The organism is Bacteroides sp. Phil13, assembly GCF_001940965.1.
GTDB classification, from domain to species: Bacteria; Bacteroidota; Bacteroidia; order Bacteroidales; family Bacteroidaceae; genus Bacteroides; species Bacteroides intestinalis.
Map to the genome: position 1 here is coordinate 1 of NZ_MSHA01000010.1, position 12178 is coordinate 12178.

General features: G+C 40.8%; 10 protein-coding genes. 5 read left to right on the forward strand and 5 right to left on the reverse strand.

Annotation, left to right across the window (positions count from 1 at the left end; translation table 11 throughout):
* The 3 genes from BWI44_RS01195 to BWI44_RS01205 all read right to left on the reverse strand — a co-directional run.
* Positions 1 to 592: DnaA ATPase domain-containing protein (locus BWI44_RS01195; RefSeq protein WP_286810500.1), on the reverse strand; the 592-nt coding region annotated here is incomplete at its 3' end.
* Between the two features lie 350 nt (positions 593 to 942).
* Positions 943 to 1836 (reverse strand): MlaD family protein, encoded by an 894-nt coding sequence (locus BWI44_RS01200; protein WP_044154614.1) that lies wholly within the window; start codon positions 1834 to 1836, stop codon positions 943 to 945.
* Positions 1837 to 1858: 22 nt separating this feature from the next.
* Positions 1859 to 3103 carry an N-acetylmuramoyl-L-alanine amidase family protein gene (locus tag BWI44_RS01205; protein WP_195208364.1) on the reverse strand — a complete coding sequence of 415 codons (1245 nt, stop codon included), beginning with the start codon at positions 3101 to 3103 and terminating at the stop codon, positions 1859 to 1861.
* A 140-nt stretch (positions 3104 to 3243) separates the two neighbouring features.
* On the opposite strand from BWI44_RS01205, the gene BWI44_RS01210 reads away from it, so the two are divergent.
* On the forward strand, positions 3244 to 4203 hold the full coding sequence (locus BWI44_RS01210; RefSeq protein WP_286810502.1) for a transporter: 960 nt from the start codon (positions 3244 to 3246) through the stop codon (positions 4201 to 4203).
* Between the two features lie 518 nt (positions 4204 to 4721).
* Positions 4722 to 5573, forward strand: coding sequence for a helix-turn-helix domain-containing protein (locus tag BWI44_RS01215; RefSeq protein ID WP_167507336.1), 852 nt, complete (start codon positions 4722 to 4724; stop codon positions 5571 to 5573).
* 12 nt (positions 5574 to 5585) lie between these two features.
* Here BWI44_RS01215 and BWI44_RS01220 read toward each other — a convergent pair whose 3' ends face one another.
* Together BWI44_RS01220 and BWI44_RS01225 are read right to left on the reverse strand one after the other, a co-directional pair.
* Positions 5586 to 6539 (reverse strand): glycosyltransferase family 2 protein, encoded by a 954-nt coding sequence (locus BWI44_RS01220; RefSeq protein ID WP_195208362.1) that lies wholly within the window; start codon positions 6537 to 6539, stop codon positions 5586 to 5588.
* A 50-nt stretch (positions 6540 to 6589) separates the two neighbouring features.
* Complete coding sequence (locus BWI44_RS01225) at positions 6590 to 6970, reverse strand: GtrA family protein (protein ID WP_118216614.1); 381 nt, start codon at positions 6968 to 6970, stop codon at positions 6590 to 6592.
* Between the two features lie 86 nt (positions 6971 to 7056).
* Here BWI44_RS01225 and BWI44_RS01230 point away from each other — a divergent pair, with 86 nt between their 5' ends.
* The 3 genes from BWI44_RS01230 to BWI44_RS01240 all read left to right on the forward strand — a co-directional run bounded on the left by BWI44_RS01230 (position 7057) and on the right by BWI44_RS01240 (position 12168).
* On the forward strand, positions 7057 to 8778 hold the full coding sequence (locus tag BWI44_RS01230; protein WP_195208361.1) for an ArnT family glycosyltransferase: 1722 nt from the start codon (positions 7057 to 7059) through the stop codon (positions 8776 to 8778).
* The gene (locus tag BWI44_RS01235; protein ID WP_117694051.1) at positions 8775 to 9311 is read left to right on the forward strand and encodes an HD domain-containing protein; all 537 of its coding nucleotides are present in this window, start codon (positions 8775 to 8777) and stop codon (positions 9309 to 9311) included. Before BWI44_RS01230 ends, BWI44_RS01235 begins: the two co-directional genes overlap by 4 nt.
* Positions 9312 to 9390: 79 nt before the next feature.
* Positions 9391 to 12168 carry a putative LPS assembly protein LptD gene (locus BWI44_RS01240; protein ID WP_117694062.1) on the forward strand — a complete coding sequence of 926 codons (2778 nt, stop codon included), beginning with the start codon at positions 9391 to 9393 and terminating at the stop codon, positions 12166 to 12168.
* Positions 12169 to 12178 lie beyond the last annotated feature (10 nt).

The window sequence follows — 12178 nt, forward strand, 5'->3', positions numbered from 1 at the left end:
AATGTGCCGATACATATAATACTCTTTTGTCCGGATAGAGTTCTTTAATTTTTGTGCCGATAGCATTTGCGAGATGTGTCTTGCCTACACCTGACGCTCCATAGAAAAACAGCGGATTGAAAATTGTTTTTGCCGGATTCTGAGCGACAGCTTCTGCTACGCTGCGTGAAAGTTTGTTGCTATAGCCTTCAATAAATGTTTCGAAGTTGTATTCAGGATTCAGATGTGGATCTAAATCTGCAATAGGCGCTTGCGGTATCTCTTTGCCGATTATCTTTTTCTGTGGAATAATGGTGCGGGGGGTAGATTCGAGATTAACGGTAGTACGTGAACTCTTATCCACCATTACATTATACAATAACTTGGTACCATCACCAATGACTTTATATAGAGTTTTACGTAACAAGTCAACAAACTTGTCCTCCAAAAACTCATAGAAGAACTGGCTGGGTACCTGTACGACCAGCGTCTTGTCCTCATATTTTAAAGGTATGATGGGGAGAAACCATGTTTTGTATGTCTGCTCCGGAACATTGTCTCTGATGATTTCAAGACAGCGGTTCCATAGCCCGACATGATTTAATTCACTCATAACGGCTCTGAATACATTTATTAATTAAGCAAAACTTCTACGCTTGCAAAATTCGCAATCTTATTTGAGAAAAACAAATGTGTTTTTTCTTGTTTTTCTGTTAAAAGTAATAAGCTCTTTACTTTCAATCACTTATCTATTTACATGTAAATAGCCCCTTTTGAGGGCTATTGCATTTTTATAAGTATCTGTATTATAATATAATATGCACTTAAATAACAGGATTTTAAACTTTCTGATGGATTGTGCAGAAGGGAATACTTTAGTTCCTACATGGACTTACCGCGGCTTTTTCTTTCAAACCTGTTTGCTCCTGTTATTTAGACTTATTCTATTTAATAAGTTTTTCCCTACTTATCTTTTTTGCCGAACAAGGAGAAATGAACGTACCTTTTGGGGTGCGATTTCAGGTCTTCAAGAAGGCTGGCTGCATTGGCTGTTGTGGCATTCAGATTGTTGTAGAGCGACGGATCATTTAATAATAAACCAATCGTATTGTCTTTCCTGCCTAACTGGTCTGTAATCATTTTTACATTAGCTAATGTAGAGTCTATGCTGGCAAACGCAGCGGCATAATCTATTTCTTTCAAGTTATTACTGACTGTGATGAAGTTATCCCCGATAGTATTCAGCTTTTGCGTGAGTTGGGGAATATCTTTACTCATGATAGCCTGTAATTGTTGGCTGGTCACTTCCATGTTCGCCATCGTGTTTTGTACGCTATGAAGCGTACCCGGGATTGCCGGATCTCCAAGTATCGTATTTAGTGAGGCAAGAATTGAGTCCAGCTTGGGAAGCATTTTCTCTACTTGTGGCATAACTGCGGCTACTTGGTCCATGACGCCATTGTTGACACTACCTTGTAAGGTATCGCCTGTCTGGTACTTTTCGCGCGGGTTATTTGCCAGCAATAGATTCATTTTGACACCTCCCATAAGTTCAGAGGTCAGTTCAGCAGTACTACCTTTCGGAATGCGCAATTCCGGATCTACATCGATTTCTGCTATGACTTTTCCGGATTGTGTGTAGTCATAATAAAGATCGCGTACAATACCTACACGGAAGCCATCGGCAAAGACCGGACTTGATTTGGTTAATCCATTTATGTTATGGAACTTGACGTAGAAATAGTTGGTAGGCTTAAACAGGTGGATACCTTTCAGGTAATTAATACCGTATACTAATATGCAGAGGGCAACAATACCCGCTATTCCTATTCTAACCTCTTTCGTAAGATACTTCATCATGATGTTATAGTCTTATTATTTATTTCTTTTTCTTTTTGAACTCCTCGATAGCCGTTTGAACGTTTATCTTCTTACCATTCTTAAAAGCGATGATAAAAGCGTCCTTAAACTTTGGCGTTATTTCACGTTTGGTACGTACTACCTTGTTATAGTCTGTTGATGAACCGTATGTATATTTATAAAGTCCACCTTCCTGGAAATGTTCCACACCTTTCAAACCTTTCAGTCTTTTATCATTGGCTGCGATAGGACGTGAAGAGGTGAGTATTTGTATTTTAAACACTGGACTGCCGGAATCGGTTTGCGATTCGGTAACTTTTCCTGCATTTTGTTTTGTTCTGGTAGTATTGGGAGAGGCTGCCGCTGGTTTTTGGGGGATTTCGGGAGATTCCTCAGTCTTTTCGTTGGTAGTATCTGATTCCTCTACATTGCCGGCATCTGTTTCTTCCGGTAATATGGTACGGCTACTTCCTGTCATACGTATTTCGTGTTCACGTTTATAGGACAGGAAAGCGCGGAAGATTCCGTTTGCCAATGTAGTACTTCCGGTTTCCGAGTTTAGATAACGTTCCTCTTCCGGGTTGGATATAAAACCGAGTTCTACCAGGATACTGGGCATGGCACTGGCTTTGAGTACCAGGAAACCGGCCTGGTGCACACCACGGTCTGCACGTTTACAGGTATGGCGGAACTCCTTTTGTACCAGTGAAGCCAGATGCACACTTTGAGACATGTATTTGTCTTGCATGAATTCAAAGATGATGTACGATTCTGCAGAATTCGGATTAAATCCTGCATAACGTGTTTTGTAATCACTTTCGTATAAAATCACGGAGTTCTCCCGCTTGGCTACTTCCAAATTAGCGTCCGACTTAGCTAAACCGAGTGTCCATGTAGAGGCGCCTTTGGCTGTTTTACTACCTGCCACAGAATTGGTATGAATGGAAATGAACAGGTCGGCTTTAGCGTTATTGGCAATATCCGCACGTCGGCCAAGAGGGATAAATACATCCCGTTCGCGAGTATATACCACTTTTACGTCCGGACAGTTCCTCTTTATTTGTTTTCCCAATTTGAGGGCAACATTTAGATTGATGGTCTTTTCTTTGGAGAATTTGCCTAAAGCGCCAGGATCATGCCCACCGTGTCCGGCGTCAATAACGACAACGAAATCTTTCGCTTCGATGCTGGTGGTACAAAAAGGAGAGATGAACAGCCCGAAGCAAATACTTATATATAATATGTATCGTTTATAGAGTTTCATACTAAAAGCCGTTGCAAATGTAGTGGAAATTTATAGAAAACTGATGCTTTGTGTGAAGTTTTGTCACTTTTCTCCCGGATTTGTGATAGATTTCTTTAAAAGGGACTAACTTTGCACCCGCAAATTAAATAGAAAAAGGTATGTTAGTTCGTTTTCTTAAGAACTGGACGTTGCCAATGGCAATGCTTTCAGGTACTTTGGGGTACTTCATCCTTGCGAATGTCCCTTTCTTGGCGCCTACCAAACCATATATCAGTGATTTGATTGCGTACATAACCCCTCTGCTGATATTTGCCCAGCTATTACTGACCTTTTGTAAGGTGGAGAATCTGAATGAATTGAAACCAAAAGCATGGCATGGCTGGTTGCTGTTAATTCAGACGTTGTCTTGCCTGGCACTTGCTGCTTTGCTGGTATGTTGTCCGATGCCGGATGTTTACAGGGAAGTGTTTGAAGGAGCTATGGTTTGTCTTATTTGTCCAACGGCTACAGCGGCGGCTGTTATTACCGGAAAATTGGGAGGCAGTGCGTCTACATTGACTACCTATACTTTATTATCTAATTTGTTGGCAGCAGTGGCAGTCCCATTAGTCTTTCCATTGGTGGAACCTCATGCTGATATGACTTTCTTTGCAGCCTTTTTGAAGATTCTTAGTAAAGTCTTTCCTTTATTGCTTTTCCCTTTTCTTCTGGCATGGTTCCTACGGCTATTTATGCCGCGTGTACATCATTTCTTGTTAGGTTTCCATGATCTTGCTTTTTATCTATGGGGTGTGGCGCTTGCCATCGTATCCGGACAGACAGTCCGTTCATTGGTAAATAGTGATGCGCCGGTTTCTGTTGAAATTCTGATAGCTCTTGCAGGATTGATTACTTGTTGTCTGCAATTCTTTTTGGGTAAAAGGATTGGTGGGCATTATAATGATCGGATCAGTGGAGGACAGGCTTTGGGGCAGAAGAATACCGTTCTTGCCATTTGGATGGCTTATACTTATTTAAATCCTTTATCTTCTGTAGGGCCGGGATCTTATGTTCTGTGGCAAAATTTGATTAATAGTTGGCAATTATGGAAGAAAAGAAAGAAACAATCTGTGCCTTAAAAACGTTTAGCATTCTCAAGGGGGATTGCCTTGGATATCCCCCTACCGTTTCCGATAATATACCTTTAATCGGTAGGGGGGTGTCCTTATCAAGCAATCTTGAGGTTGTAGTGCAATTTTAACCTCGCTCTCTATGTTGATGCGTTGTGCTGTTGCGATATCTTAAGTGCTTTTTATTAGATATCGCAGGGCAGAAAATCTTTGTGTTTGCTCCTTTTTAAAGAAAAGTAGGAATATATAAGATCGATGTTACTGATCAAATGACGTTCCCTTTTCTTTACTTGTATTAAGATAGTATAAATCTTAATATTCAATAACTTGATTAATGCTACAAAGTTCTTTCTTAATTCGACCAAAACCAAAAAAGGCGAGCAAAAAAGGAATACGGATATTCGCGAAAATGTTCAATTGTTGATATGTTGACAAACTTTAACTCTAAAGGGGTTATTGAAAGAATGGAGTGAATGTGCATTTGCCCGGATTAAATGTACTTTTGTGGAAATTTACTAGAAAAAATTATGATGGAAGAAAGTAGACTTCTTTTTGAAATATCGGAAGATATTGTAGCTAGGGAAAATGTTTCGGCAGATGATTTGCAGGAGTATTTGGAGAATCCTTATCATGTAAAGGGAACTATCTTTGTGGTATGTATAAAAGGAAGTATGGAGGTTACATTAAATTATGGAAAATATATTGTTCGCGAGAATGATTACATCACTTTGCTGGATAACTCTTTTCTACAGATTCATAACGTTTCACCAGATCTTTGTTTTTCATATGCTGGCTTTTCTCCGAAGATAATGCATGAGGTGGAGTTTTTTAAAAAAGCATTTGATTATCTGTTTATTATCTTTGAGGAGCCTGTTAAACGTATATCTGAGAATTTGGAACTTTATATGCTACGCTCCATATCGTTATGGAAAATTATACGCGAAGTTCCGGAAATCTATAATAATAAAGAGGTATTGAGAAGTATGTTGGGTGCTTGTATTCATACGAGTATTGCAATGTATTATCAGGATAATTTGGAAGAGAGATGGGCTAAATCCCCCAAAAATGTCAGGATGAGCCGTCAATTTCTTAAATTGGTTGCGATACATTATAGAACAGAACGAGGAATCTCATTCTATGCAAAAGAATTAGGGACTTCGAAGGAGAATTTGTGCCGTAATATTAAGAGTTGTACCAATATGACTGCTTTGGATGTGATAGACTACCTTATTATTATAGATGCAAAAACGCAGCTGAAATCTACCAGTGCTACCATAAAAGAGATAGGTATATCATTAGGTTTTGATAATCTGGCTACTTTTTGCCGTTTCTTCCGTAGGCATACAGGAGTCTCTCCATTGAAGTACAGAGACAAATAATTCTTTTCTCTTTTAGCGTAATAATAATTCCTCCTCGTTGTAGCGTGGACGATCTTTTACTTCAATGTAGATCTTTCCGATGTACTCGCCCACAATTCCCAAGGATACCAGTATAGTGCCACCTACTAACCAAAGGGAAATCATCAGGGATGACCAGCCGGGTACAGTATCGTGAAGAAAATATGCACGTAGGGTCCAGATAGTGACGCAGAGAGCTATTAAAAGGAAAATACACCCCAGCCAGAATATCATGCGTACAGGCTTGACTGAAAAAGACGTAATTCCGTCAATGGCAAAATTCAGCATCTTTTTAAAAGGATATTTCGACTCTCCAGCGAAACGTTTGTCACGATTATAATAAACGCAGGCAGTTTGATAACCAATGAGAGGCACCAAGCCGCGAAGGTAAAGGTTACGTTCGCGGAAACGACAGAGTTGCTGGATGGCACGGCTACTCATTAATCGATAATCTGCATGATTGTAGACCGATTTAGCCCCCATCGTTTTCATCAGTCGATAGAAAGCGAGGGCGGTGGTGCGTTTGAAGAAAGTATCAGTCTTGCGTTCACGTCGTACACCATAAATAATATCATTGCCTTCCATATAGCGTTCCACCATCTCGGGGATGACATTGACGTCATCCTGCAAGTCGGCATCAATGGAAATAGCTGCATCGCAACGTTCCTTTACAGCATTCAGTCCGGCCATAAGTGCGTTTTGATGCCCCACATTTCCAGCCAGGTTCAGCCCGCAGGCATACGACGTATTTTTATAGAACTCCTTAATGATTTCCCAGGTACGGTCTGTACTGCCATCGTTTACGTACAGTATATAGCTTTTGGGAGATATACGCTCTTCAGTTGCCAGCCGATCGAGCAACTGGCTGAGCCGTTTATGTGTTTCGTGTAAAACAGCTTCTTCCTTATAACAAGGTACTACGATAGCAAGTACTGGAGCTTCTTTCATAATCAATAGTTCTTTTTGCAATATTCGTAAGAAATCGGGAGAAAAGCAAATTATTTTCCTTTGTATTTGAAAACGAATCTAACCAGCAAGAAGTTTACCGGAATACCGATGGCGAATACCGGTATAGGTGCAAATGGCTTCGATATTCCAAGCCAGAGGAATAGATTCAATAAACTCATATGTAGAAGATAATTGATCAGATGTGCTCCGCCAAACCCAAAAGCCTTTTTCCAAGAAGGCTTTTTTCTGAAAGTGAAAAAGGCTGTCAGGTAAAAATTGGCAATGAAACTGAGCACGTAACCTATGCTGTAGGCTATGTTGACATTGATGATTTGCTGGAGTATAATATATATTCCATAGTGCAAGGCGGTAGCAAAGATGCCTACCATAATGAAACGGACAAATGCTGGTAGTTGTTTCAGTCTCTTCATATTCATTGAATTGAGATGGCAAAGTTAGGGATTGTTGCAGAATAATTTGTACTTTTGCGCCCAGAAATCATTAAAAACAGAAATATATGTCAGATGATAGGAAGAAAGCATTCTGGTTTATAGCACTGCTCAGTGTGCTTGTGATACTCCCTTTTCTGGGAGAAACTATATTTTATTCTAAAGGAGAACCGCGTGAGGCTATCGTCGCATTCTCTATGCTGGAGAGCGGCAATTGGATACTTCCGGTAAATTATGGAACTGATATAGCTTATAAACCTCCTTTCTTTTATTGGGCAATTGCTACTGTGTCATCGCTTCTGGGGGGAGTGACGGAATATTCGTCCCGCCTGCCGTCTGCTCTTGCATTTCTGGCTATGCAGCTGGTGTTTTTTTCTTTTATAGCAAAGCGTAAGGGTGTGAAGACGGCTTTTCTTGCTTCTATCCTTCTTCTCTCATCTTTTGAAGTACACCGGGCAGCGGTAGCTTGCCGTGTCGATATGGTGCAGGTATCATTTATTGTCATTTCATTATGTCTGTTGTTCCGCTGGGATGAGAAAGAATGTCGCGGAATTCCATGGCTGGCTATTTTATTGATGGGCTGCGCCACGTTGACCAAGGGGCCGGTAGGTTCCATTTTCCCTTGTGTCAGTATCGGTCTCTACCAATTATTACGCAGACGTCCTTTCTGGAAAACATTTTTCCGGTTATTTGTGATAGGAATACTTTCCCTGATTCCATATGCTGCTTGGATTAGTGCGGCTTATGTACAGGGAGGCCAATCTTTTATAGATTTAATGCTGGAAGAAAATACAGGCCGTTTCATGGGTAAGATGTCTTATGATTCGCATGAAAATCCGCTATGGTATAATTTCCTGACCATTATTTGGGGATGGATACCTTGGACTTTAGTACTGTTGATTTCTCTCTTTGGTTTGAAATGGAAAAATATAAGCTTATTGCCTGAAGGTTCATCTTTCGGTGAACGTATAAAGAAAGCCTGGAATAAATTCCGTTCACAATCGCCTCTGCAATTATTCACATGGGTAGTTATACTCTTTATTTTTGTGTTCTATTGTATTCCTAAGAGTAAAAGAAGTGTTTATCTGCTTCCTATCTATCCCTTTATGGCGGTGTTGATAGCCGAGTATCTGCTGGCTTTGGTACAGCGGGGAGCGAAAGTCTTTAAAATTTCGGCTTATATCTTTGCTTCGCTGGCTTTGTTGCTCACGATAACGTTTGCTGTGGTGCGTCTCGGACTGATTCCTGATAGTGTTTGGGGAACGGGAAAGCATGCCATGGAAAACGTAGGATTCATGAATGCATTGGAGAATGTGGATTTGTCATTCTCTAAATGGTTGCTTGTGGCTTTGCCGCCAATTGCAGGTGTCTGTATGTTGATTGCATTGGCAAAAAAGGCGGATCCTCGTTCATTATTATATGGTATAGCCGGTTGTATCTTGTGCCTGTTTGTTTCCTTAGACGGTGTTTATCAACCTACGGTACTGTCTACGAAATCAGACAAGCGTCTGGCAGAAGAAGTAAATACTTATGTGCAGGACGGGGTCATGTATTCGTACACTACACGACTGATTCGTTTTTATTGCACTAATTACTATCTGAATGATCGGATGAGGAATTTTACTCCCGGTCTTTCCGGAACGGGATATGTGATGCTTTCCGAACGAACCAAAGAGGACTTTCTGAAAGAGTATTCAGATAAATATCAGTTGGAGGAAATCTATCTTACTCCTTATCGCAGCTGTGATTTACGCGATAAGGTATTGATTTATAAATTCAGTGAAAAATGAATCCGATAGAATTGATTGATGCATATTATCCGGAAGATAATGAGCGGAAGCATATCTTATTGGTGCATAGCCGTCTGGTAGCTGAGAAGGCTCTCTGCATTGCAGACGGTCATCCGGAACTTAACTTGGATAAAGACTTTTTATATGAAGCGGGTATGCTTCATGATATTGGCATTTTTCTGACTGATGCTCCGGGTATCTTCTGTTTTGGTAATCAGCCTTATATCTGTCACGGTTATCTGGGAGCTGATTTGATGCGCCGGGAAGGGTATCCCCGTCATGCATTGGTATGTGAAAGACATACAGGCGCAGGACTCTCTCTGAACGATATTGTTGCACAAAACTTGCCTGTACCTCATCGGGATATGCTTCCGGTGAGTATGGAAGAGCAAGTAATTTGCTTTGCCGATAAGTTTTATTCCAAAACCCATCTGGAACGGGAAAAAACGGTAGAGAAGGCTCGGAAAAGTATCTCTAATTTCGGTAATGTAGGCTTGGAACGTTTTGACCATTGGTGCGAACAGTTCTTGTAGCATTCTAAATTTCTTTAAAAAGGGAGATTATCCGTATAATTTACGTACTTTTGCCCCTTCAAGCGGAAACTATTAGTTGATTACGCCATTGAAAGCAAATACATTCATATCATTCATACTACTACTAGTCTTACTCCTGATCCCTGACGAGGCTTTTTCGCAACGTCGGCGTGGAAGGACTGTTCCTACAGGAATCGAACGGACTGATACCTTTAATATAGGAGGTGTGCAAGAGGGAGATACCCTGTTGAGAGGAGATACGCTGCAAAACGATACGATTCAGTTGCAGCCTGCCAAGAAGAAGCAACCGCTGGATGCTCCGGTTATTTATGAAGCTAATGACTCCATTGTGTTTACACAAGGTGGTGTGGCCAACTTGTATGGCGACGGCAAAGTGAATTACCAAAATATAGAACTGGCCGCTGAAGTGATAACCATGAATATGGACAGTAGTACGGTCTTTGCTCATGGTGTGGAAGATTCGTTAAAGGTGATAAAGGGAAGACCCGTCTTCAAAGATGGAGATACACCTTATGAAACAAATACGATACGGTATAATTTTAAAAGTAAGAAAGGGCTTATTAGTAATGTAGTCAGCCAGCAGGGTGAGGGATATGTTACTGGTAATAATGCCAAGAAGGGTATGAATGATGAGTTGTACATGAAAAGCGGTCGTTATACCACTTGCGATAATCATGATCATCCACACTTCTATATGCAGATGACTTATGCCAAGGTGCGTCCCAAGAAAAATGTTGTGACGGGACCTGCATATCTGGTAATTGAAGATGTTCCGTTGCCTCTTGCTGTTCCCTTTTTCTTCTTTCCTTTCTCCAGCAGCTATTCGTCCGGTTTCATAATGCCGAGCTATATGGATGACTCTGCTCGTGGTTTTGGTCTGACGGATGGTGGTTACTACTTTGCCATTAGCGATAAGATGGACTTAAAGTTAAGGGGGGATATTTTCACGAAAGGTTCATGGGCGCTGAATGCAGAAACTAATTACAATGTCCGTTATAAATTCTCAGGTCTGTTTCAGGCCAGTTATCAGGTGACCAAGACGGGTGACAAGGGTTTGGAAGACTATATGGTGGCAAAAGATTTTAAAGTTGTATGGTCGCACCGCCAGGATCCGAAGGCTAATCCTAACTCTTCATTCTCGGCCAGTGTGAACTTCTCTTCCAGTAGTTACGAGCGCACCAATATCGGTAATATGTATAACTCGCAGGCTATGACACAAAATACTAAAACATCCAGTGTCAGCTATTCGCGTAACTTCCCCGATCAGAAACTTTCTATAGCAGCTACCGGTAACATTGCACAGAATATGAAAGACTCATCTATTGCCGTGACTTTACCGGACCTGAACATTACCCTGAGCACCATTTTCCCTTTTAAACGGAAGAATGCAGTAGGAAATGAGAAGTGGTATGAGAAGATCTCTGTTCGTTATAGCGGACGCCTTTCTAACAGTATTACTACAAAAGATAACCTTCTGTTCAAGTCTAATCTGATCAAGGACTGGAAGAATGGTATGAAACATGAGATACCTGTCAGTGCAACATTTACGTTATTCAAATACTTTAATGTAACCCCGTCTGTTAGCTATACGGAGCGTTGGTACACCCGTAAGGTGATGAAGGACTGGGATCCGAATTCAGGTACCAGTGGGCAGGTTGTGAATACTGATACAGTCTACGGTTTCCACCGGGTATATAATTATAGTGCGAGCCTAGGTGTCAATACAAAGATTTATGGTATGTATAAGCCTTTGTTCATGAAGAAGAAAGAGATACAGATTCGTCATGTCATCACTCCTTCTATCAGCATCAGTGCATCGCCGGACTTTGGTTCTTCCCGTTATGGCTACTATGATACTTATCTTAAGCCCAATGCAGACGGAACACAGGATACCGTTGTTTACTCTCCATATGCTGATCAAATGTTTGGTGTGCCGGGACAAGGTAGGTCGGGAAATATTTCATTCCAGATTTCCAATAACCTGGAAATGAAATATAGGGATAAGAACGACTCTATACGTAAGGTGAGTTTGATTGATGAATTGGGTGCCAGCATCTCATACAACACGGCTGCTCAGGTACGCCCATGGAGTAATCTTACCCTGAATCTGCGTTTGAAATTGAGCAAGAGCTATACCTTTAGTATGAGTTCAGTCTTTGCTACTTATGCTTACGACTTTGATAAGAATGGTAATGTAATAACAAGTAATCGTACGGAATGGTCTTATGGGCGTTTCGGGCGTTTCCAGGGATACGGAACTTCTTTCAGTTACACGCTTAATAATGACACGTGGAAGAAATGGAAAGCATTCTTTACCGGAGAAAAAGCGGATGATGATGGTAAGGGAAATGGGCAAACTGATACGGATAGTGAAGGTGATGAGACTGATGATTCTGAGTCAGGTGCTCCTACAAAACGAAAGAAAGAAAAAGCTGCTGTAGATAGTGATGGGTATCAGGAGTTTAAGATGCCTTGGTCCATAAATCTGAGTACAGGTTTTAATATCACGGAAGATAATACAAAGCCTATCAATAGAGAGAGTATGCGCTATCCGTATAAATTTAGCCTGAATGCCCTCAATATCAATGGTAATATAAAAATCTCAAATAAATGGGCTGTCAGTTTCAACTCCGGTTATGACTTTAATGTTAAGAAGATTGTGCAAACCTCTTTCAATATAACGCGTGACCTGCACTGTTTCAGTATGTCTGCAAGCCTTTCTCCTTTTGGCACATGGAAGTATTATAGTTTTGTGATTCGCGCGAATGCGAGCATTCTACAAGACTTGAAATATGACAAAAAGAGTCAGACTCAGACGAATATCAAGTGGTACTAAGAGAGTTTAA

Bases quoted from the DNA above. Each gene is read 5' to 3' on its own strand.
- BWI44_RS01235 (WP_117694051.1), top strand. From the start codon at position 8,775: ATGAATCCGATAGAATTGATTGATGCATATTATCCGGAAGATAATGAG.
- BWI44_RS01230 (WP_195208361.1), top strand. From the start codon at position 7,057: ATGTCAGATGATAGGAAGAAAGCATTCTGGTTTATAGCACTGCTCAGT.
- BWI44_RS01215 (WP_167507336.1), top strand. From the start codon at position 4,722: ATGATGGAAGAAAGTAGACTTCTTTTTGAAATATCGGAAGATATTGTA.
- BWI44_RS01220 (WP_195208362.1), bottom strand. From the start codon at position 6,539: ATGAAAGAAGCTCCAGTACTTGCTATCGTAGTACCTTGTTATAAGGAA.
- BWI44_RS01225 (WP_118216614.1), bottom strand. From the start codon at position 6,970: ATGAAGAGACTGAAACAACTACCAGCATTTGTCCGTTTCATTATGGTA.
- BWI44_RS01210 (WP_286810502.1), top strand. From the start codon at position 3,244: ATGTTAGTTCGTTTTCTTAAGAACTGGACGTTGCCAATGGCAATGCTT.
- BWI44_RS01205 (WP_195208364.1), bottom strand. From the start codon at position 3,103: ATGAAACTCTATAAACGATACATATTATATATAAGTATTTGCTTCGGG.
- BWI44_RS01200 (WP_044154614.1), bottom strand. From the start codon at position 1,836: ATGAAGTATCTTACGAAAGAGGTTAGAATAGGAATAGCGGGTATTGTT.